At 66.1% G+C, this 21,410-nt stretch carries 22 protein-coding genes and 1 tRNA gene; 5 read left to right on the forward strand and 18 right to left on the reverse strand.

From position 1 onward, the window contains the following. Positions 1 to 86: 86 nt before the first annotated feature. Positions 87 to 3,245 carry a transcription-repair coupling factor gene (mfd, locus tag ACG2LG_RS05580; protein WP_396257081.1) on the forward strand — a complete coding sequence of 1,053 codons (3,159 nt, stop codon included), beginning with the start codon at positions 87 to 89 and terminating at the stop codon, positions 3,243 to 3,245. Positions 3,246 to 3,281: 36 nt separating this feature from the next. On the opposite strand, the gene ACG2LG_RS05585 is transcribed toward mfd, so the two are convergent. After that, positions 3,282 to 3,695, reverse strand: coding sequence for a DUF4259 domain-containing protein (locus ACG2LG_RS05585; RefSeq protein ID WP_396257083.1), 414 nt, complete (start codon positions 3,693 to 3,695; stop codon positions 3,282 to 3,284). Between the two features lie 42 nt (positions 3,696 to 3,737). Next, positions 3,738 to 4,568, reverse strand: coding sequence for a polyphosphate kinase 2 family protein (locus ACG2LG_RS05590; protein ID WP_396257085.1), 831 nt, complete (start codon positions 4,566 to 4,568; stop codon positions 3,738 to 3,740). A 111-nt stretch (positions 4,569 to 4,679) separates the two neighbouring features. Here ACG2LG_RS05590 and ACG2LG_RS05595 point away from each other — a divergent pair, with 111 nt between their 5' ends. From ACG2LG_RS05595 to ACG2LG_RS05605, 3 genes are all read left to right on the forward strand, one after another. Beyond that, positions 4,680 to 6,230, forward strand: coding sequence for an HD domain-containing protein (locus ACG2LG_RS05595; protein WP_396257087.1), 1,551 nt, complete (start codon positions 4,680 to 4,682; stop codon positions 6,228 to 6,230). Between the two features lie 74 nt (positions 6,231 to 6,304). After that, entirely contained in the window at positions 6,305 to 8,407 is a 2,103-nt protein-coding gene (gene ppk1 / locus ACG2LG_RS05600; RefSeq protein ID WP_396257089.1) for a polyphosphate kinase 1, read from the forward strand. Beyond that, a complete protein-coding gene (locus ACG2LG_RS05605; protein ID WP_396257091.1) occupies positions 8,404 to 9,252 on the forward strand; it encodes an SMP-30/gluconolactonase/LRE family protein in 849 nt (282 codons plus the stop codon). Before ppk1 ends, ACG2LG_RS05605 begins: the two co-directional genes overlap by 4 nt. 79 nt (positions 9,253 to 9,331) lie before the next feature. On the opposite strand, the gene ACG2LG_RS05610 is transcribed toward ACG2LG_RS05605, so the two are convergent. The 5 genes from ACG2LG_RS05610 to ACG2LG_RS05630 all read right to left on the reverse strand — a co-directional run bounded on the left by ACG2LG_RS05610 (position 9,332) and on the right by ACG2LG_RS05630 (position 12,997). Further along, a complete protein-coding gene (locus ACG2LG_RS05610) occupies positions 9,332 to 9,931 on the reverse strand; it encodes a GNAT family N-acetyltransferase (protein WP_396257093.1) in 600 nt (199 codons plus the stop codon). After that, positions 9,928 to 10,749, reverse strand: a complete 822-nt coding sequence (locus tag ACG2LG_RS05615; protein WP_396257095.1) for an LpxI family protein — start codon at positions 10,747 to 10,749, stop codon at positions 9,928 to 9,930. Before ACG2LG_RS05615 ends, ACG2LG_RS05610 begins: the two co-directional genes overlap by 4 nt. A 19-nt stretch (positions 10,750 to 10,768) precedes the next feature. Next, positions 10,769 to 10,849: transfer RNA gene (locus ACG2LG_RS05620), tRNA-Leu, on the reverse strand. A gap of 60 nt (positions 10,850 to 10,909) precedes the next feature. Next, entirely contained in the window at positions 10,910 to 11,839 is a 930-nt protein-coding gene (gene trxB / locus ACG2LG_RS05625; protein WP_396257097.1) for a thioredoxin-disulfide reductase, read from the reverse strand. Positions 11,840 to 12,088: 249 nt separating this feature from the next. Continuing rightward, complete coding sequence (locus ACG2LG_RS05630) at positions 12,089 to 12,997, reverse strand: hypothetical protein (protein ID WP_396257099.1); 909 nt, start codon at positions 12,995 to 12,997, stop codon at positions 12,089 to 12,091. Positions 12,998 to 13,216: 219 nt separating this feature from the next. Between ACG2LG_RS05630 and ACG2LG_RS05635 the strand changes: the two genes are divergently transcribed. Continuing rightward, the gene (locus ACG2LG_RS05635) at positions 13,217 to 13,804 is read left to right on the forward strand and encodes a riboflavin synthase (protein WP_396257100.1); all 588 of its coding nucleotides are present in this window, start codon (positions 13,217 to 13,219) and stop codon (positions 13,802 to 13,804) included. 12 nt (positions 13,805 to 13,816) lie between these two features. Here the strand turns inward: ACG2LG_RS05635 and ACG2LG_RS05640 are convergent, their stop codons facing one another. Genes ACG2LG_RS05640 through ACG2LG_RS05690 form a run of 11 tightly spaced genes read right to left on the reverse strand, consistent with a single transcriptional unit; the run spans position 13,817 to position 21,241 of the window. Beyond that, complete coding sequence (locus tag ACG2LG_RS05640) at positions 13,817 to 15,544, reverse strand: Na(+)/H(+) antiporter subunit D (protein WP_396257102.1); 1,728 nt, start codon at positions 15,542 to 15,544, stop codon at positions 13,817 to 13,819. Next, positions 15,528 to 15,749, reverse strand: a complete 222-nt coding sequence (locus ACG2LG_RS05645; RefSeq protein ID WP_396257104.1) for a hypothetical protein — start codon at positions 15,747 to 15,749, stop codon at positions 15,528 to 15,530. Before ACG2LG_RS05645 ends, ACG2LG_RS05640 begins: the two co-directional genes overlap by 17 nt. Before the next feature lie 12 nt (positions 15,750 to 15,761). Beyond that, positions 15,762 to 17,288: a monovalent cation/H+ antiporter subunit D family protein gene (locus ACG2LG_RS05650; protein WP_396257106.1), complete on the reverse strand. Its 1,527-nt coding sequence runs from the start codon at positions 17,286 to 17,288 to the stop codon at positions 15,762 to 15,764. A 4-nt stretch (positions 17,289 to 17,292) separates the two neighbouring features. Further along, positions 17,293 to 18,765: a complex I subunit 5 family protein gene (locus ACG2LG_RS05655; protein WP_396257107.1), complete on the reverse strand. Its 1,473-nt coding sequence runs from the start codon at positions 18,763 to 18,765 to the stop codon at positions 17,293 to 17,295. Continuing rightward, positions 18,762 to 19,133 (reverse strand): cation:proton antiporter subunit C, encoded by a 372-nt coding sequence (locus ACG2LG_RS05660; protein WP_396257109.1) that lies wholly within the window; start codon positions 19,131 to 19,133, stop codon positions 18,762 to 18,764. Before ACG2LG_RS05660 ends, ACG2LG_RS05655 begins: the two co-directional genes overlap by 4 nt. Further along, positions 19,126 to 19,569, reverse strand: a complete 444-nt coding sequence (locus tag ACG2LG_RS05665; RefSeq protein ID WP_396257110.1) for an MnhB domain-containing protein — start codon at positions 19,567 to 19,569, stop codon at positions 19,126 to 19,128. Before ACG2LG_RS05665 ends, ACG2LG_RS05660 begins: the two co-directional genes overlap by 8 nt. Further along, positions 19,566 to 19,862 carry a hydrogen gas-evolving membrane-bound hydrogenase subunit E gene (gene mbhE / locus ACG2LG_RS05670; protein WP_396257112.1) on the reverse strand — a complete coding sequence of 99 codons (297 nt, stop codon included), beginning with the start codon at positions 19,860 to 19,862 and terminating at the stop codon, positions 19,566 to 19,568. The genes ACG2LG_RS05665 and mbhE overlap by 4 nt, the downstream gene beginning before the upstream one ends. Further along, on the reverse strand, positions 19,859 to 20,104 hold the full coding sequence (locus ACG2LG_RS05675) for a hydrogenase subunit MbhD domain-containing protein (protein ID WP_396257114.1): 246 nt from the start codon (positions 20,102 to 20,104) through the stop codon (positions 19,859 to 19,861). The genes mbhE and ACG2LG_RS05675 overlap by 4 nt, the downstream gene beginning before the upstream one ends. Then, complete coding sequence (mnhG, locus tag ACG2LG_RS05680; RefSeq protein WP_396257116.1) at positions 20,101 to 20,442, reverse strand: monovalent cation/H(+) antiporter subunit G; 342 nt, start codon at positions 20,440 to 20,442, stop codon at positions 20,101 to 20,103. Before mnhG ends, ACG2LG_RS05675 begins: the two co-directional genes overlap by 4 nt. Beyond that, entirely contained in the window at positions 20,439 to 20,708 is a 270-nt protein-coding gene (locus ACG2LG_RS05685; protein WP_396257118.1) for a monovalent cation/H+ antiporter complex subunit F, read from the reverse strand. The genes mnhG and ACG2LG_RS05685 overlap by 4 nt, the downstream gene beginning before the upstream one ends. Next, positions 20,705 to 21,241: a Na+/H+ antiporter subunit E gene (locus ACG2LG_RS05690; RefSeq protein ID WP_396257120.1), complete on the reverse strand. Its 537-nt coding sequence runs from the start codon at positions 21,239 to 21,241 to the stop codon at positions 20,705 to 20,707. Before ACG2LG_RS05690 ends, ACG2LG_RS05685 begins: the two co-directional genes overlap by 4 nt. Positions 21,242 to 21,410: the final 169 nt, after the last annotated feature.

Below are 21,410 nucleotides of genomic sequence, written 5' to 3' on the forward strand. Positions count from 1 at the left end.
TTCGGACTTTTGACCTTCGGACCTTCGACTTTCAGACCAATCCCATCCCCCCTTGCCTTTTGCCGCAGGCATCCCAAGGTGCCGCCGTGCCCGCGACGGCGCGTCCCACGGATCTCTGGCTGGCCCGCGCGGCCGGGGTTCCCGAGTTCCGCAAACGCCTGGACCAAATGGTCAAAGGCGACGGCACCATCGTGTTCGATCACGTCGAACCTGCTGCCGAGGCGTGGCTGATCGCCCTGGTCCGCCACGCCGAACCGAGGGGTCGGACCTGGTTGCTGGTGCCCTCCCCCAAGCACCGCGAGCGCCTCGCCGCGGAGCTTGCACTGTGGCGGATGAATGCCTCCATCCTGCCCGATCCGTCGCTTGAGATCAGCGAGACCGAACTCGGCGACCCGGAGGGCGAAGCGGCTCGTCTCGAGCTGCTCAACCGCGCCTCCCGCGCCGAAAATTTCCTGATGCTCGCCTCGCCGGGCGTCTTCGCGTCACCCGCGCCGGATCCGGACAAGCTGCGGCAGCGCCGCTTGATCCTGAGTCCGGGCGAGCAGCACGACCCCGCGACCCTCACCGACATCCTCTCCGACCAAGGCTACGAGAAATGCGTCCTCGTCCAGGACCGCGGGCAGTTCGCGGTGAGAGGCGGCATCCTCGATGTGTTTCCGTGGCAGAGCGGCTGCCCGCTGCGACTCGAATTTTTCGACACCGAGATCGAGTCGATCCGCGAATTCGAGATCGACTCGCAGACCTCGGTTCGGAAGCTGGGCAAGGCCGAACTCCTGCTCGGCGAGGTCGACAACGATTGCACGGTCGAGGCCTACCGGCGACCGGATGACCGGGTGATCGTGCTCGGGGAAAGCGCGGTTCGCCATGATCTCGCCATCATCGAGGGCTCCGCGGATCCGGAGGCCGAGGAAGATTTCTCCACCGCCTGCTTCAGCAAGCCCCTCGGTGCCTTCGAGGCCGGGGACTTCGTGCTCGAGGATGCGCTTCGGGAGCGATTCTTCAAGCAACTCGCCGAATGGCACCGCGAGGATTGGAAGGTCGGCATCGTGTTCTCCAATCGCGGCGAGCAGGAACGCTTCGAGGAACTGGTTCCCGACGATCTCGGATTCGCACCGGAGTTCCTCCGCGGCGAGCTGATGGAGAGCTTCACGGTTCCGGCCGCGAAGATCGCCCTGCTTTCCTCCAGCGAGATCTTCGGCCGCTACCGAACCCCGGGCATGCTCAGCGGCTCGCGCGGCGACACCCGCCGGGTCACCAGCGCCCGCGCCTCGCTCGACGAAATCTCCGAAGGCGATCTGGTCGTGCACAGCGAGTATGGTGTCGGTCGTTTCCTCGGCATCCCCGACGGCGAGGAGGAAATCACCATCGAGTACCGCGATGGCGCCCTGCTCTCGGTGCCGGTCGACCAGAGCCACCTGGTCAGCCGCTACGTCGGCATCGGCGGCCGGGCACCCCAGCTCTCGAAGCTCGGGGGCACCGGCTGGCGCAACACCCGCAAGGGGGCGGAAACGGCGATCATGGACTACGCCGCCCGCCTGCTGCGCATCCAGGCCGAGCGGGAGGCGGCCGCGGGCTTCGCCCATCCACCGGACAGCCGCTGGATGTGGGAGTTTGAAAACTCCTTCCATTTCACCGAGACCCCCGACCAGCGCCGGGCGATCGAGGAAACCAAGCGCGACATGGAATCGCCGCGGGCCATGGACCGGCTGATCTGCGGTGATGTCGGCTTCGGCAAGACCGAGGTCGCGATCCGCGCCGCCTTCAAGGCCGTCACCGGCGGCAAACAGGTGGCGCTGCTGTGCCCGACCACCGTCCTCGCCGAGCAGCACTGGCGAACCTTCCGCGAGCGGATGAGCGACTACCCGATCCGGATCGACCTCCTCAACCGCTTCCGCTCGCCCGCCGAATCGCGGGAGACCATTCGCGGCGTCGGCGACGGCTCCGTGGACATCGTCATCGGCACCCACCGCCTGCTTTCCGCCGACATCCACTTCAAGGACCTCGGCCTGGTCGTGGTCGATGAGGAGCAACGCTTCGGCGTGAAGCACAAGGAACGCTTCAAGGACCTGTTCCGGCAGATCGACGTGCTCACCCTTTCCGCCACGCCGATTCCCCGCACGCTCTACATGGCGCTGATGGGGGCGCGCGACATGTCGACCATCGACACCCCGCCGCCGAACCGGATCCCGGTCCACACCACGGTCACGCCCTACGACGAGCGCCTGATCCGCGAGGCCGTCCGCCGCGAACTCCGGCGCGACGGCCAGGTCTTCTTCCTCCACAACCGGGTGAAGTCGATCGACCTGATGCGGCGCAAGCTCGCCGAACTTCTCCCCGAGGCCCGCATCCTCGTCGGCCACGGCCAGATGGAGAAAGACGAGCTGGAGGTGGTGATGCGCTCCTTCGTCCGCGGCGAGGCCGACATCCTGCTGGCGACCACCATCATCGAGACCGGCATCGACATCCCCAACGCCAACACCATCCTCATCGATCGCGCCGACCGTTTCGGGCTGGCCGACCTCTATCAGCTTCGCGGCCGGGTCGGACGCGCCGGCGAGCAGGCCTACGCCATCCTGCTGCTGCCCCGCGAGCTGGTCACCCAGGGCGACGCCCGCAAGCGCATCCACGCGATCAAGCAGTACACCGCGCTCGGCTCCGGCTTCAAGATCGCGATGCGCGACCTCGAGATCCGCGGCGCCGGCAACCTGCTCGGCACCAAGCAGTCCGGCCAGATCGCGGCGGTCGGCTTCGGCCTCTACTGCCAGCTCCTGCGTCAATCGATCGACCGGCTCCAGGGCCGGGATTCCACCGGTGCCGTCGACACCGCCTTCCGCAGTGATTTCATCGCCTTCTCCCAGGCCGAATTCCAGCGCGGCTCCGCCGATGTGGAAATGCTCCCGGCCTACCTGCCCCACAGCTGGCTCACGGAGACCCGCCTGCGCGTCAGCGCCTACCGCGAAATGGCCGAGTGCCTCGACGAGGAGGAACTCAACCGGCTCTCCGCCCGCTGGGCCGACCGTTTCGGACGCCTGCCCGACGAGGCTCGCCAGCTTCTCGACGTCACCCGCCTCCGGCTTCTCGGTGCCGGGCGCGGGGTCGAATCGATCGAGATCAAGGGCCAGCGCCTGATGCTCCAGCGCAACGGCGACTACATCATGCTGGAAGGTCGTCGTTTCCCGAGGCTCAAACAAACCAAGCCGGCCGCCAAGCTGCGCGAGGCGATCGAATTGCTCAGGAACCTATGAGTCTCGGACGGACCGCGAGCTGCAAACCCGCCACCCTCACTCCACCTCCTTCAACCGGTCCTTCAGCTCGGTCAGGCTCTTGCGCCAGTCCTCGATCTCGCCGGCTTCCTCCCAGGTCTCCCTGAGTTCGCTGGGACGGTTGAAAACCCGATCCACCACCTTGCGGGCCCGTCTCAGACGCCCGTCGTCGTCATCGAGCTCCTGATCGTCGATCCAGTTTTCCAACCCCTCGGCATCGTCTGCTCCCTTGCTGGGCCGGCCGTAGAGCCATGCCGTCACCTCGGCCGCGGCAATTCCCTCCTCGGCCACCGAGGCCTCGAGTTCGCCCTCGCCGCCGAGCACCGCATCGATTGCCTCGTCGACCATGTCGATCGATCCACTTTCGACGAGCTCGGCCAGCCAGTCGCTGGCGGAATCATTCGCGAAAGAAGTCGTGTCCCAAGCACCCATGGCCCTGTTTGACCGCTTCGAAATGGGTCTGTCAACCCCGCTTCAATCCCCGATGACAATCTTGTCCGGATCAAAGTCGATGTCCGGGAACTTCAGGTCGAGCCTCTCCAGCGTATTGGCGAACAGCCGCGCGACGCACAGGTTGCGGTACCATTTGCGGTCCGCCGGGATCACATACCACGGTGCCCAGGGCTTGCTGGTCCGCTCGATCAGATCCTCGTAGGCCTGCTGGAACTCATCCCACCGCTTGCGGTCCGCCAGGTCGTCCGGGTTGAACTTCCAGTGCTTGGCCGGGTTGTCGAGGCGCTTCTGGAGCCGGTCCTTCTGCTCGTCCTTCGAGATGTGGAGGAACAACTTCAAGATGGTGGTGCCCTCCTCCGCCAGCATCCGCTCGAACTCGACAATGTGGCGGTAGCGCTGCTGCCAGACCTTTTCCGGCATCAGCTTCTTCACCCGCACCGCGATGATGTCCTCGTAGTGGCTGCGGTTGAAGATCATGATCTCGCCATCCCGCGGCACGTGGCGGTGGATCCGCCACAGGAAGTCGTGGGCAAGCTCGTTCTCGCTCGGCTTCTTGAAGCTCCGCACGTGGATGCCCTGCGGGTCGACCCGCGAGAAGACGTGCTTCACACAGCCGTCCTTGCCGCCCGTGTCCATCGCCTGGATGATGACCAGCACCCGGTGCTTGCCCTGGGCATAGAGGACCTTCTGGAGCTGCTGGATCTCGTCGCGGAGTTCGTCGAAAAGCGCCTGGGTCGAGCTCTTGCCGCCATCCGGGCAGAGGGACAGGTCGTCGGCTTCCTTCTCACGGAGCTTCACCTTGGCACCCTCGGGCACGATGTAGCGTTCACACGGGTCTCCAAGCAACTTCATCATTGGCATGCTTTCGTTCCCTTCACCGCTTGAAAAGCTTCAAGTGATCCAATTTCCAGTGTCACACATTCGGCGTTGCATGGCCCGTCCGGTTCGGCAACCTAGCAGCCGATGAGCTGCCCGGACGACACCCCGATTTCCGCCGTCGCGCCGGTCACCGCGGTGCACATCGGCGCGAGTTCGGTGTCGATGCTGGTGGCGCAGAAGGGCGAGGACGGCCGCTACACCCCGGTCGATTTCCTCGAGCAACCCGCTCCGCTGGCCCGCGACATCTTCCGCCACGGCAGCATCGGCCGCGAGACGACCGAGCGAATCGTCGAGATCCTCAACGGCTTCGTCTCCACCGCCCGCGAGTACGGGGCGAGAATCGACCTCGAGTCGAGGGCGGTCGCGACCAACATCCTCGTCGAGGCCGACAACCACGAGCGTTTCCTCAACCGGGTGAGGATCGCCTGCGGACTCGAGATCAATCCGATCGACGACGGCGAAATGACCCGCCTGATCTACCTGAAGACCCGCCGCCGGCTGCTCGACACCCCCCCGATGAAGCGCAAGAGCGCGATGGTCCTTCACGTCGGCCCCGGCAACACCCGCGCCCTGCTTTTCGAGGATGGAGCCATCCGCCGCTACACCAGCTACCGGCTCGGTGCCCACCGCACCCGCGAGGCCATCGAGGGCTCCCACAACGGCGGCGAGGCGATGCTCCGCGTGATCCGCGAAAACGCCTCGGGCAACCTCGCCCAGCTCCGGTTCGACTACCACGACGTCAAGGTCTCCACCCTGGTCATGATCGGCTATGAACTCCAGCAGGTGCGGCATTTCCTCACCGACCGCTCGGGATCGTGCAGCCCCAAGACACTGCGGCGGGTTTCCGGCACCGCCGCGGAAATGAGCGATCTCGAACTCGTCCAGCATTTCCAGACCGACTACCAGTCGGCCGAGGCGCTCGTCCCGGCCATCGAGACCAATCTCGCCATCGCCGAAGCCCTAGGCGTCGAGGACCTGCACATCCCCGCCAGCGACTACGAGCAGGGATTGTTGCAGGACATCCTCGTCTCCAACCAGCTGACCGACTCCCTCGACCGCGAGGTGCTGCGCTCGGCGCGCATCCTGGCCTCGCGCTTCCTGTCCGACGCCAATCACGGCGAACACGTCTCGCGGATCTCCCTGCATCTCTTCGACCAGCTCACCGACCTCCACCGGCTCAGCCCGCACGACCGGCTGCTGCTCGAGGTCGCGGCGATTCTCCACGAGGTCGGCACCTTCATCAGCCCGCGCGCCCACCACAAGCACTCCGAATACATCATCCTCAACAGCGAGATCTTCGGGCTCGACCGGCGCGACGTCACCGTGATCGCGCTCGTCGCCCGCTACCACCGGCATTCCGGTCCGCGTCTCGACCACCCGGCTTACCGCGAGCTCGCGCCGGCCGACCGCATCCTCGTCTCCAAGCTCGCCGCCATCCTGCGGGTGGCCGACGCCCTCGAGCGCACCCACAACCAGCGCGTCCACGACATCGAAACACGCCGCCACCGCCACCGCCTCCACCTGGTGCTCCCCGGCGTCAGCGACGTCGCGGTCGAACGCCTGGCCATGGAGTCGAAGGGCGACCTCTTCGAGCAGGTCTTCGGGCTCGAAGTCGTGATTGCCGATCCGGCTTAGTCGAAGTTCCAAGTGAGAAGTTCCAAGTTCCAAATGCTCCGCAGACCGCCTTCCCTTCCTTTTTCGCACTGCTCATGAAACTGCCTTACGTGAACCGCGAGTTGTCCTGGCTGGAGTTCAACCAGCGGGTGCTCTCCGAAGGCCAGCGTGCCGATCTGCCGCTGCTCGAGAGGCTCAAGTTCCTCGCGATCACCGCCTCCAACCTCGACGAGTTCTTCCAGGTGCGGGTCGGCGGCCTGATGCTGATGCGCCGCAGCGGCCGCACCCGGCCCGATCCCTCCGGCCTCACCCCTCTCCAGCAGATCCAGGCCATCCGCCGCAGGGTCCAGCGGATGATCTCGGACCAGTATCAACTGCTGTCGGAGGATCTCCTGCCGGCGCTCGAGAAGGAGGGGATCCGGATGATGCGCATCGCCCAGCTCGAGCCGGCCCAGACCGACCAGCTGGCGACCTACTTCCACGCCTCGGTGGGCCCGCTGCTCACGCCGCTGGCGATCGATCCCGGGGGCGACCCACCCCATGTCCCCGGACTGCAACTCACCCTGGCCTGCAAGCTGCGGGACGAGGACAGCGACTCGACCCGTCATGCGCTCGTCCCCCTGCCCGAAAGCCTCGGTCGCCGGATCGCCGTGGACGTCCCCGGGGTCGACAACGCCTTCGTGCTGATCGAGGACCTTGTTGCGGCCCATCTCGGCTCGCTTTTCCCCGGCGAAAAGGTCGTCTCGACCGGCTGCTTCCGCGTCACGCGAAACGGCGACATCGCCGTGCAGGAGGAAGACGCCATCGACCTTGCCGGCGAGATGGAGGACGTGCTCGCCGCCCGCAAGATCGCCGACACCGTCCGGCTCGAGCTGCCCGTTCCGATTTCCCGCGATCTCGCCGGAGTCATCCGCGAGGTCTGCCAGGCCGGGCCGGGCGAGGTCTACCGCATCCATGGCCCGCTGGGTCTCGCCTCCTTCATGGAAATGGCCTTCCTCAGCGGCTTCGACCACCTCCGCGACCGCGACTGGAGTCCCCAGCCCTCGCCCGACATTTCTCCGGCCGAACCGGTCTTCGATGCGATCGCCCAGCGCGACATCCTGCTTCACCACCCCTACGAAAGCTTCGAGCCGGTGCTGCGGATGCTCGATGAAGCGGCCCGCGACCCCGACGTGCTGTCGGTCAAGCAGGTCCTCTACCGCACCGCGAAGAATTCCCGCATCATCGATGCCCTGATCCGCGCCGCCGCCATCGGCAAGCAGGTGACCGTGCTGGTCGAACTCAAGGCGCGTTTCGACGAAGCCCGGAACCTCGACCGCGCCGAGGAACTGCAGCGTGCCGGAGCGCACATCGTTTACGGCGTGAAGGGACTCAAGACCCATGCCAAGATCTGCATGATCGTCCGCCGCGAGGCCGGCATCCTGCGCCGCTACGTCCACCTCGGCACCGGCAACTACAACGAGTCCACCGCCCGGCTCTACACCGACATCTCCCTGCTCACCTGCCGGCCCGAGTACGGATCGGACGCATCGCTTTTCTTCAATGCGGTGACCGGGCGCTCGAAGCTGCTGCGCTTCCAGCGCATCGTGCCGGCGCCCACCGCCATGAAGCCGCGCCTGCTGTCGCTGATCGCGGACGAGGCGGAGCGGGCCCGCCAGGGCGAACCGGCCCGGATCCTGGCCAAGGTCAACTCCCTGCAGGACCCCCAGGTCATCGCCGCCCTCTACGACGCCTCGAGGGCCGGCGTGCAGATCAAGCTGAATGTCCGGGGCATCTGCTGCCTCAAGACCGGCAACTCGAAGCGGGCGAGGAACATCGAGGTCGTCTCCATCATCGACCGCTACCTCGAGCACTCGCGGATCTTCTATTTCCATCAGGGCGGCGACGCGCAGATGTTCATCTCCTCGGCCGACTGGATGGGCCGCAACCTCGACCGCCGTGTCGAACTCATGGTTCCCGTCGAGGAGAACCGCCTGAAGTCGCGCCTGTTGAAGATCCTCGAAACCTTCTTCCGCGACAACCAGCAGGCCTGGCGCATCCGGTCCGACGGCACCTCCGAGCGGATCACCCCGGACAAGGGCGGTAAGATCTTCCGGGCGCAGGAATACTTCCAGCGCCGGGCGAGGCGCACCGCCAAGGCTGGCGAACATGAACGCGCCATGCGCTTCGAACCCCACCTTCCTCCCGAAGAGTCATGATCATCGAACCTGTCGGAACCATCAGGAGCCAGTGGGGCGAGGGCCCCATCTGGTGGAAGAACTCGCTCTACTACGTCGACATCGAGGGCCGCCGCGTGATCCGCCACACCCCGGAAAGCGGCGAGGAGGTCCAGTGGGAAACGGGTGAGCGCGTCGGCACGGTCGTGCCCCGTGAGTCGGGCGGCCTGGTCATTGCCGGTGACAGCGGCTTCCATCTTCTCGACGAAGGCGACGGCAGTCTGCAACCCCTCGGCGACCCGGAGCCGGACAAGACCGACAACCGCTTCAACGACGGCAAGTGCTCGCCCGACGGACGGTTTTTCGCCGGCACGATCAGCCTGGCGAAGAAGACCGGCGACGCCCGGCTCTACCGGCTCGATCCCGACCATTCGATCCACGAGGTCTTCGGCCCGGTCACCAACTCCAACGGCATCGCCTGGAGCGCGGAGGGTGCGACCTGCTACTACATCGACACGCCGCGCCGCGAGGTCCTCGCCTTCGACTACGCGGAAGGACACCTGACGAATCTCCGCACCGCCTTCTCGACCGGGGCCATCGACGCCTCTCCCGATGGCATGACGATTGATGCCGACGGGAATCTGTGGATTGCCTTCTGCCACGGTGCCTGCGTGGTGTGCTACGACCCTACCACCGGCACCGAGCTGCGCCGGGTGGAACTCCCCTGCCTCGAAACCACCGCCTGCGCCTTCGGTGGCCCCGACCTGGCCGACCTCTACGTCACGACCGGTATTCACAAGACCGAGGTCGAAGAACACGCCGGCCGCCTCCTCGTCATCCGCGATCTCGGCGTCCAGGGCGTGCCTGCCAACGCCTTCGGCGGTTAGGTGGCGCAAAGCTCCGGCTTTGCGAGCTGATTGCCGAAGCTCCGGCTTCGGCGCCCCACGGGGCTGGAGCCACCGTGGATCACTCGCAAAGTCCAACTTCGCGCCACACCCAGAAATCCATCACGTGCGGTGTCTCTTCGACGTCGCCCGCCTCCCGCCAGTCGAAGACCGCCGTCACCCCGTCCAGCGGCTCGAAGCCCATCTTGCGCCAGAACGGATCGAGCGGACGATATCCCTCCGGTCGTCGCGGATCGTCTCCATCCCGCCTCACCGCGCAGAAACAACAGAACCCGATCCCCCCGTGCGCCCGTGCCGCCTCGAGCCGCGCCTCCATGAACTGCCGCCCGATGCCCCGGCCGCGATATTCAGGCAGCAGGATCGATTCGCCGAAATAGAAACCCTCGGCCGTCTCAAAACCCGCCTCCTCCAGCGGCCGCCGGAATTCCTCCAGCTCGTCGGCCAGCGGCAGGCAGGTCGAGATGCCGACCAGCCGCCCGCCCTCCTCCGCCGTCACGATCCGGGCCCGTGGATTCCCGAGATAGGTCGCCAGGTAGCCACGCTCGTATTCAAGCGTTCCCTCATAAAGATACGGCCACTCCCGGAAAACCGCGATCCTCAACGCGGCCAACTCTTCCAGACAGTCGGCCAGTTCCTCGGCCCTCCGGGTCTTCACCTTCATTCGCCGACCGCGTGCAGACCGATTCCCTTCTCCCGGCACAGGCGCTCGACCTCGTCGCGCTCGATCAACAGCGTGCGCCGTGCCTCGACCGCAATCGCCCCGACACCCGCCTCGGCACAGGTTTCGATCGTCTGCGGCCCGACCACCGGCACATCGAAGCGGAAATCCTGATCCGGCTTCGAGACCTTCACCAGCATCACGTTCTTGCCACGGCCGAGTTCCCCGCCGCGGCGGATGCAGGCGTTGGTTCCTTCGAAAGCCTCGACCGCCAGCACCGTGCCGTGCCGCACGAGCACCGTCTGCCCGATGTCCAGCCGGCTCGATTCCTTGGCGATCCGGTATCCGAAGGCCGCGTCGTCCAGTTGCCGGTCCTTGAAGGGAGGTCCGAACACATGGCCCGGCCCGGGCAGCAGATCCTCGAGGAAGGTCGTTGCCGGGAGCAACTCGATGCCATCCTGCGCCATCTCCTCGGCGATGCCGCCGAACAAGGTCTCGGCGTTGCGCTCCTTGACCCGTGCCAGCAACTTCAGCGTGCGAAGATCCGGGCGGAGATCGAAGAGGTTCTTCGGCGCGATCTGACCGACCATCACGGCCTCCTTCGCACCCTGCCTGCGCAGGTAACGGATCGGTTTTCCCAGCTGGCCGACCCGCATCCACTCGACGTCGTCGACCATTTCCGCGACCTCCGGCCGGGTCTCGCCCTCGAAGGCGGCCATCACCAGGCGCGCTTCGGGTGCCTCGCGGCGCGCCGCTTCGATGAACACCTTCGGATAGGCGCCGTTGCCCGCGATGATGCCGATGGTCCGCGTCGCCTCCATGCTGGATGTCTGGGGAAAATAGCGGCTGTGGGACTCGAACCCACACTCCAAAGGAACTCGATTTTGAGTCGAGCGCGTCTACCAATTCCGCCAAGCCGCCCTTGGGGTGGCGGATGTTTGACCAAGGACCCCCGCCGGGGCAAGCGGCAAAAAAGGCACCTCAACCTTCCGCGTCCGTGATGTAGCGCTCGGCCTCGAGCGCCGCGGCACAACCCTGGCCTGCCGCGGTGATCGCCTGGCGGTAGTAGTGGTCCGCCACGTCGCCGGCGGCGAAAAGACCTTTTGTCTTGGTCGCCGTGCGCCCCGGATTCTGGAGGATGTAGCCGTTCTCGTCGGTGTCCACCAGATCGCCCAGAAAGCTGCTGTTCGGCACGTGGCCGATCGCCACGAACACGCACTTCACTTCCAGTTCGCTCTCGCTGTCATCGACCGTGCTCTTCAATTTCACCGCCCGCATCTCGCCCTCGTCGTCGGTCAGGTAATCGGTGACCACCGAGTTCCACACCGGCTCGATCTTGTCGTTGGCCAGCGCCCGCTCGGCCATGATCTTCGAGGCCCGCAATTCGTCACGGCGATGGATCAGGTAGACCTTGCTCGCGAAACGAGTCAGGAACCCGGCTTCCTCGCAGGCGCTGTCGCCACCGCCAATCACGCACACCGGCACGTCGCGGTAGAAGGCACCATCGCAGGTCGCGCAGGACGTCAGGCCGTGGCCGATGAGCTTCTCCTCGCCCTCGATCCCGAGGTGACGGGGTGCGGCTCCGGTCGCCACGATCACGGTCCTGCTCTCCAGCGTCTTGTCGCCCGCCTTGACTTCGAAGTGGCCAGCATCGGTCTTCACGACGCTCTCGACGTTGGCAAACTCGATCCGCGTTCCGAACTTCTCGGCCTGCTTCTGCATGCTGGCCATCAGGTCGGGCCCCATGACCCCCTCGGGAAAGCCCGGGAAGTTCTCCACCTCGGTGGTCGTCGTCAATTGGCCGCCCGGCTGGGTGCCGGTGAGCATGAGGGGCTCGAGATTGGCCCGAGCGGTGTAGATGGCGGCGGTGTAGCCGGCACAGCCGGTTCCGATGATGATGACGTCTTCCATGATCCTGTGAGTGATTCGCGGGCGGAGTATTCCGACCGATGGCCACCGCGGTCAACGCCGGGGCGAGACTTTCCTGCAAGATCGGAGGGACCGCGCGACGCTGTCGCGCCTCTCGGAGCCCAGGTCGTCGCGAACCGCCACCCGCCCCCGGACACGGGAAACCACAGCCCCAAAAAATCGACCAACATCAGCCAGCCAACCGCTCCTCCAAGCGTTCAATGCGCGACAGCGTCGCGCGGTCCCTTCCTGCTACTCGATCCCCCGCTTGCGCTTCTCGGCGGCGATCCAGTCCTGATCCTCCACCGACAGCCGGTGCTCGCGGGTGCGGGCCCGGGTTCCGTCCGGCTCCATCAGGATCACCTCCCCGTCGCGATAGGCGATCAGCTTGGCGAAGAACTTGCGGCCGAGCGGGTCCGACCAGGTCCGGTAGCCCTTGCGCTCCATCTTCTTTTTCCAATCCTTGTGGGACTTCTCGGCAAGAAAGGCGCCCTGCCGCAGCTGGGCCCACTTGTATTCCCACTGGCCGCGCTTGTAGCCACGATAGCGGCCGATCACTTCCCCGGAGGGCGTCAGCACGAGCAGTGTCGGATATCCCATCACCTTGAAGTGCTTCTTCAGGTTGTCGACGAAGTCGGCCTTCCTCGCGCCCTCGTCGTCGAGCTTGCTGCCCACCTCGGCATCGACCTGCAGCCGGACGAAAGTCTCGCCCGCCCAGGTCTCGAAATCCTGCCGCCCGAAGAGGTCCTCGCTGATGGCACGGCTCGACATCGGATTGCCCGAGTCGTTGAACCAGATCAGCACCGGCCGGTCCTGCTTGCGCGCCTCGCGGAAGACCTGGGTGATGCTGCGCCCCCACGGTCCGTCCTCGCGCCGCGCCTCGAGCAGCTCGCGCAACTCCGGCACGACGTCCTCAGGATTCTCGGCATCCGGATCGGTGTAAACGATCTCGTCGGGATTCATCACCGTCCCGGCGTCGTTCTGAAGCTCTTGGAGTCCCCGTCCCGGCTCGATCGGTGTCCCTCCCCCGCGCAGGGCGGCCGGGATGGCATCGGGGGAAAAGGGATTCGACGGCAGTTCGTCGACCACCGCCCGCTGGTCGCCGGTGCCGCAGGCCGCAAGCAGGGCCACCGGCAGCAACAAGAGCAACCAACGAGTCATTGCTGGGACCGTACGGGCTCATCGCGACCGACCCAAGCCCGAAACCTCCTTCCTGCCGCGGCTTTCCCTTGCCCCCACGCCCGCGCACCAAGCACACTCCGGCCGTGTCGCCGTCGCCTCGGTGATCCGGACCGGCGGCCCGCCGTCCAGGTGGGGTTTCCTCCCCGGAATCCGACCGGCGAACCACTCATTCCATTCATCTCAGAACCGTAAATCGTCATGTTCACCGGACTCGTCGAAGCCTGCGGCCGGGTGCGCTCGCTCGAGCGGCGCGGCGACCAGGCCCGCCTCTCGCTCGCCATCCCCTTCGCCTCCGAACTCACGCTCGGCGATTCGGTCGCCGTCAACGGCTGCTGCCTCACCGCCGTCGCCGTCGATCCGGTCGGCGCGGATTTCGACGTCCTCATGCAGACCCTCGACGTCACCTCGCTCGGCGACCTCGCCGAAGGCTCGCCGGTGAATCTCGAGCGCGCACTGCGGGCCGGAGACCGGCTCGGCGGCCACTTCGTCCAGGGCCACGTCGACGCCACCGGCACCGTCGAACAACTCGGGCCCCACGGCCAGGATCACGTGCTCGATGTCCGGCTGCCGGAAAACCTCGCGCCGCTGTGCATCGACAAGGGTTCGCTGGCGGTGGACGGCATTTCGCTGACCATCGCCGAGATCGACGGCACCCTCGCCCGCTTCTGGATCATCCCGCACACCTTCGAGCAGACCAACCTCCACGCCCGACAGCCCGGCCAGCGCGTCAACCTCGAGGCCGACCTGCTCGCCAAGCATGTGGCGAAGCTGATGGGCCGCGACTGAAACTCGCCCCGGCTACCTGCCGAAATACAACAGCAGGCTCAGCACCACGCTGAAGAACAGGATGGCCGCAAGACTCCAGGCCAGCGGCTTGCGCTCGGCATCGGGATCGAAGGTCTCCGACGCCCCCCGCCCCGGCCGGAACCACGCCCGGGGATTGCCCCAGATCCGCTCGACAAAGGCCACGACGCGTCCCCGCAACGCCGCGCCGGCGGCGAAGCAGGCATTCACCGGGCCGACCAGCAACCGGTCCGCCCACGGCGCGGAGCGGCGGTAGAACCAGTCGGTATCGACCGCCAGGTAGGGCTCGCCGGCCAGCTTCTCGCGCAGCACCCAGAAGCCGATGAAGGTGAAGGTCAGCAGCGGCACGGTCTCGACCAGGTGATAGGCCGTGTAGGGATGATACTCCGCCTCGAAGGGCAGCATCGAGTACAACAGGCCGGGCGCAACGCCGTAGAGCGTGCAGAGAAACGCCAGGATCCCCATCGCCACGTACATGTTGCGCGGGATCGGCCGGGTCTCGAGCTTGCGGTCCTGACCCCAGAAGGTGAACACCGGAATTTTCAGGCCGGTGTGGAGGAAGGTTCCGACCGAGGCCAGCAGCAACAGCAGCATCACTCCGTCGAGGTGCGCCTTGCCCGCCGCCGAGACGATCATCGACTTGCTGATGAAGCCGTTGAACAGCGGAAAGCCGGAGATCGAGAAGGCCCCGATCATGAACAGCACCAGCACCCACTTCATCCGCCGTGCCAGGCCGCCGAGTTCGGTCAGCTTGCTCTTGCCCGTGGCCTGGATCACCGCCCCGGCGCCCATGAAAAGCAGCGCCTTGTAAAGGATGTGGCTGTAGGCGTGGGCGGCCGCGCCATTCATCGAAAGCGCCGTGCCGATGCCCACCCCGGCGACCATGTAGCCGACCTGGCTGATGATGTGGTAGGCGAGGATCTGCCGGATGTCGTTGGCCAGCACCGCATAGACGACCCCGTAGAGCGCCATCGCGACCCCGGCGTAGATCAGCAAATCCCAGCCGGCGAAAAGCACCAGCAGGACGTAGACCGCCGACTTGGTCGTCAGCGCGCTCATGAAGATCGCGCCGGTGACGGTCGCCCGCGGGTAGGCGTCCGGCAGCCACGCGTGCAGCGGCGGCAGGGCCACGTTCACCGCCACGCCGAGCAGGATCAGCCAGGCCGGGAGACCCTGCTCCGGGGACAGCGCGGTGAGTTCCAGGCTGCCGGTCTGCGCGTGGTGGAGGATGATGCCGCCGAGCAGCAGCGAGCCGCCGGCGAAGTGGACCATCAGGTAGCGGAACCCGGCGCGCACGCTGTCGTCGGTCTTTCTTGCGAAAACCAACCACGCCGAAGCCACCGCCATCAGTTCCCAGAAAATCAACAGGCTCAGGAAATCGCCGGCGAAGGTCACGCCGACCGCCCCGGCGCCATAGAGCAGCGCCGCGACCTGCTGGGTCCGGTCGTCGAGATGCCACGCGTAGATCGCGGCCACCGCCGAGATCAGCAGGAAGATCACGCCGAAGACGAAGTTCAGCTTCGTCACCTCGAAGAGCACCAACTCGAATCCGGCCAGTCCCGCCGTGAGATAGGTTCCCGGCTCCAGCCGGGTCAGCAGAGCGAGCGCGACCAGCGGCACCACCACAGCGACGCCCGCGCGCGCGGCCTTCGGCAGCACCACCATGAGCACCGCCGCGAGGGCCATCCAGAGGGCCGGAGGCAGCTCAGCGATCCCGGTCATAGTAGTCCTCCGGTTTCTGCAGGAAGGCCTTCCCGAGGGCCTTCGAGACGATGATGATCAGCACGCAACCGACGAAGCCGAACGCGGCGTAGAACAACGGGATCTTGTCCCACGGTTTCGGATAGGGATGCTCCGGCCCGAACAGTTGCAGGGCCAGGGCACCGAGGGTGGGCAGGGCGAGCAGGATCCAGTGAAGCGGTTTCATGGTGAAAGGAATTCAGCCTGCGGGCGACGGCGACGATCCGGCGACGATCGATTGCACGATCCCCTTCGCGAGTTCGAAGAACGGCAACGGGAAATCCGGGAACAGGCCGAAGACGACGGCCAGCGTGGCGGTCACGCACAAGGGCGCCACCATCCACGGCGAGGCCTCGCCGCGCACCGGGTGGGCGTCGCCCGCCGCATCGGGCGGCAGGAAGAAGGCGCGGATGACGATGGGGAAGAAGTAGGCCGCGTTCAGCAGTCCGCTGAGCAGGAACACACCCAGCGCAATGTCGCGGCCGGACTCGAGGCTGCCGAGGCAAAGCCACCATTTGCTGATGAAGCCGTTGACCGGAGGAATACCGGCGAGCCCGAGCGAGCCGATCGCGAAGGCGCCGAAGGTCCAGGGCATCGCCCGGCCGAGGCCATTGAACGAGCTGATCTCGCTGCGGTGGGCGTGGACCTGAATCGCCCCGGCGCAGAAGAACAGCGTGATCTTCATCACCGCGTGCGCGGAAAGGTGGAGGATGCTCCCGGTCAGGGCCCCGGGCGCCAGCAGCGCCGCCCCGAGCGCGATGTAGGAAAGGTGGCCGATGGTCGAGTAGGCCAGCCGCTTCTTGAGGTTGTCCTGCCGCAACGCGATGATGGAGGCGAGCAGGATGGTCGCCCCCGCGAAGCCGGCCAGGATCACGTCGAGGCCCTGCCCGCTCATCAGCGCCGGGCCGAAGATGAAGCCCACCACCCGAAGTATCCCGAAGGCCCCGGATTTCACCACTGCCACCGCGTGCAGCAGGGCGCTCACCGGGGTCGGCGCAACCATCGCCGCCGGCAGCCAGCTGTGCAGTGGCATGATCCCCGCCTTCACGCCCACGCCCGTGATCAGCAGCATGAAGAGCACCTTCAGCTCGCCATCGCTGAACACCCCTTCGGCAATGATCCCCCCCGGCGCGAAGTCGAGCGTGCCGGTGCGCGCGAAGATCCACCCGGCCGCCACCACCAGCAGCAACCCGGCCGTCAGGGCGTAGGCCAGATACATCCGCGCCGATCGCAGCGCCTGCGGGCTCTCCTTGTGGACCACCAGCGGGTAGGTCGCCAGCGTCAGCAGCTCGTAGAACAGGATGAAGGTCAGGAGATTTCCGGCAAAGGCCACGCCGAGCGTGGCCGACAGGCTCAGCGCGAAGCTGGCGAAGAACCGCGTCTGCTTCTTCTCGCCATGCCCGCGCATGTAGCCGATCGAGTAAACCGAGGTCACGATCCAGAGCCCCGAGGCGACCAGCGCGAAATAGACGCCCAGCGGGTCGGCCACCAGCGACAGACCGACCCCGGGCGCCAGCTCGAACAAGGTCAGGCTCGTGCTCGCCCCGCGCAACGCGGCGGGCAGCAGCAGAAGGACGCAGACGAATTTCACGCCCGCCGCAGCGAAGGTCCAGCCCTCGCGCAGGTTCGGCCGGCGACCGCTCAGCAGGATGGCCGGCACCACCAGCATCGACACCAGGATGGCGACGAGCGGCAGGATCGAGGTCGTTGAAGGGTCGGCTGGCATGGTGTCAGGGTCCGCTCACGATCGGAAAGATGAACTCGCTCACCAGGTAGGCGTTGCCGAAACCGAGCAGCAGCAGGCCGACGGCCAGCGCCGCCGCCGGAGTCGCCAGCAAAGCCGCGCCACGGGTCCGTTCCCGCCGTGCAGGCTCGTCGCCGCCCCCGAGATACATCCGCTCGAGGATGCGAAAGAAGTACACCGCGTTGAGCAGGCTGCTGGCGATGATGGTGGCGATGAAGAACCACCGCCCCTCCTCGTAGCTGCCGAGCAGCAGGTACCACTTGCTGAAGAATCCGGCGGTGGGCGGCAGCCCGATCATCGACAGCGCCGCCACCGCGAAGGCCGCGGAGCTGACCGGCATGTCCCGCCGCAGCGAGGCGTCGAAGTCCCCGATCTTCACGCCCCTCCCCTTCGTCTCGAGATTGCTCGACACCAGGAAAAGGCAGCTCTTCATGCAGGCGTGGTTGAGGATGTGGAGGACCGCCCCGATCAGCCCGTAGGCGGTGCCGAGACCGATTCCGAGGGCGATGTAACCGACCTGCGCGACACTGCTGTAGGCCAGCATGCGTTTCAGGTTGGTCTGCGGAATGGCCATGATCGATCCCCACAGGATCCCGATCGCACCGAGCACGCCGAGGATTTCGCGCAGGTGCAGCGCGGACTCGATCCGCTCGCCGGGGAAGAGATCCAGCATCAGGCGGATCAGCACGTACGCCGCCACCTTGGTCCCGATCGGGGCGACCAGCGCGGTGCTCGACGAGGGGGCCTCGGTGTAGGCGTCGGGCAGCCACTGGTGGAAGGGCACCAGCGCGAACTTGACCGCGATCCCGGCCACCATGAAGGCCGCCCCGACCCCGATCGGCACGGTCAACCCCACCACCTCGATGATCGCCCTCACATCGGCGATGTTGAGCGATCCCGTTTCGATGAAGATAAAGCCGACGCCGATCAGATAGAACGAGGCGCCGATGGTGCCGAGGATGAGATAGCGGAAGGCGGCGACCGCCGAGCGCGGTCCGTTCGCACCGAGCAAGGCATAACTCGCGAGGGCCGCGATTTCGAGAAACACATACAGGTTGAAGAGGTCTCCGGTGCTCACGATCCCCGCGAAGCCACCGAGCATGATCAATGCCGACGCGTAATAGAGCGCCGGCCGTGCCGCCACCTCGCGCTCCACCGGCTCGCGCGAGTGGATCAGGGTCGCCGCCGCGATCACCGCCAGCACCACCAGCATGAAGACCGACAAGGGATCGGCGACGAGTTCGATGCCGAACGGCGGATCCCAGTTGCCCACGGAATAACGCACCTCCCCGTGCCCGGCCACGTGCAGCAGGCCGAACAACGCGAAACCTCCCGCCAGCAGGCTGCCCGCCACCGCCACCACCCACGGCGCGCGCCGGTGCACCAGACCCGCCAGCGGCATGAAGAGGGCGGCTCCGAAAAAGGTCAGCAGGACCGGAAGTGGAAGATGGGAACTCATGATTTCATCTTCTCCTTCAGCTTGTCCTCATCCAGCGTGCCGAACCCCCGCCGGATCCGGATCAGCAGCGCCAGCGCCATCCCTACCGTGGCGACCCCGACGACGATCGCCGTCAGCATCAGCGTGTGGGGCAGCGGGTTGATGTAGGCCGCGGCCGTCTCCGCCCCGATCTCCTTGTCGAAGATCGGCACCCCGGCCCCCTCCTTGTAGGCGGCGATCACGAAAAACAGGATGATCGCCGCCTGGAAGATCGACAGCGCGATCACCTTCTTGACGTAGTCGCGCTTCATCAGCATGCCGTAGAGGCCCACCGTGAGAACGAGGAAGCACATCCAGTAGGCACCGTATTGCGAGAAGGATTCAGTCATGGTGGAACCTTTGCAGAAGTCGGTCGAAGATGCCGACGAGGATGGCCATCACCGCCAGACCCACCGCCAACTCGATCACCAGGATCGCCCAGTAGTGCCGGTCATCCAGGCTCAGCCCCGGCAGCGGCACCGCGTCATAGTCGAGGAAACGCCCCCCGGTCGCGATCGTCAGCAACCCGACCGCCCCATAGACGAGCACCCCGATCGAACCGAGCAGGAGGGTCACCCGCGAGGGCATGTCTCGCTGGCTGTGCTCCCGCCCCTCGCCGATGCGCAGCAGGAAGACCGCCGCGGCGAGCAGCGCGCCGCCCTGGAATCCACCACCCGGGCTGTAGTGCCCGTGCACAATCACGTAAACCCCGAAGACCTGGATGATCCGTGCGGCGGACCGGCAGGCGAAACGCAGAATCGGGCTGATGTTGCTGTGGGTGATCATGCCTTCCTGCGGGCCAGAACGAGAAACACACCGACACCCGCCGCGAACACCACCACGGTCTCGCCAAGGGTGTCGAAAGCCCGGTAATCGGCGAGGACGACCGTCACCATGTTCTCGGTGTGGGCGTCGCGGTAGGACTCATGGATGTAATGCGCACCGGCCACCGGGGTGCCGGCGGGGCTGATCTCCCGATGCAGCGGCGCGTCCGGATCGCCGACCGGCGCCAGGTGGCTCGACGCCCAGACCAGCACCCCGAAAAAGGCGGCGAGCAGCACTCCCGTGACCGCCTTCAATCGTCCGCCCTCCCTTCGGTATGAAGCAACATCGCGATGTAATAGACCCCCACCACCCCGGCACCCACCACCGCCTCGGTGAATCCCACATCCACCGCCCCGAAGGCGACGAAGAGCGTCGCAAGCACGAAACTGAACACCGAGGTGACCACCACCGCCGCAAGCAGGTCGCGCAACTCGATCGCCGCGATCGCCGAAGCGATCAGCAGCAGGAACATCGTCGTCTCGATAAACAGGTTCATGGATCGGATTTTTCTCGGGCCGAATCGGCGGTGTCCGGACGCACCCACGGCCTGAGCCCGGTCAGGGCCGCCGCCCGCGCCAGGGCGTGGGCCGCCACCGGGTTGGTCATGACCACGAAGAAGGCAGCCAGCAGCACCTTCAGGCCGTCGAGCGAGAACCCCTCGATGCACGCGACCCCGACCACCACGATCGAGACCCCCACGGTGTCCACTTTCGAGGCGGCATGGGTGCGGGCGAAGAAGTCCGGGAGCCGCACGATGCCCACGCTCCCGACAAGCATGAACGCCAGGCCCAGCACCACCAGTCCGTAGCCGACGATGTCCAGTATCCCGCTCACTCCTCGCCCCCCTTCAGCCTGAAATATTCGGCCACCGCCACCGTGCCGATGAAACTCAGGATGGCGTAGGCCAGGGCGATGTCGACAAACATGCCGAGCCGGTCGTAGAGCAGGCCGATGAGCAGAATCAGGGCGATGGCCTTGCTGCCGATCGCACCGACCGAGAGCAACCGATCGAACACCGTCGGCCCCTTGGCGAGGCGGTAGAAGGGGATCAGCACCGCGACCAGAAACAGGACGAGCAGGATGGTAAGCGCGTAGTTCACGGGGCGGTCGGGTCGGAATGGGGCAGCAGCCGCGGCGTGGCGACCGGCCGGTCGGAGGTCAGCCTCGCCACCCGACGGTGCATCGATCCCTCGATCACGTCGCGGGCAACCCCGGGGGTGAGGGCGTGCACCAGATAGCGGTCGTCCTCCAGGTCGAGCGTGATCGTCCCCGGGGTGAGGGTGATGGAGTGGCCGAAGATCACCGCGTTGAGCAGGGTCGGCTGCTCGGACTCGAAGCGGATCAACCGTGGGTCCAGGCGGCCCTTGGGACGCAGGATGACGATCGCGACATGCACCGCCGCCACCAGCATCTCCTTGGCCAGCCAGAACATGTAGGGAACCAGCCGCCGCAGCCGGATTTCCCCCGACCCATGCGGCCGGAACGGCTCCAGCGCCCGGTGCATCCAGATCAGCGCCCCCACGGTCACCACTCCGCAGCCGAGGTGAAAGGCGTCGAATTTCCCGCTGAGGATCACCCACATCACGAAGAGCGCAGACCATGCGAGCACGGCCTCCACGCTCAGACGCCTCACGCTCGGGCGGGATGTTTCAGACTCCTTCATGGGTGATCGATCGCAAAGCACGGGACGCACGGACCGCCGCGACCGCCGGACCGCCACGGCCGACGATCCAATGAACCTCACGGCGGGAGTCCTCTGCCGGAAGCGCTTCGCTTTTTCAAGTGATTACGGCCGAATATCC

Source organism: Haloferula sp. A504 (genome assembly GCF_044385805.1).
Classification (GTDB): Bacteria; Verrucomicrobiota; Verrucomicrobiia; order Verrucomicrobiales; family Akkermansiaceae; genus Haloferula.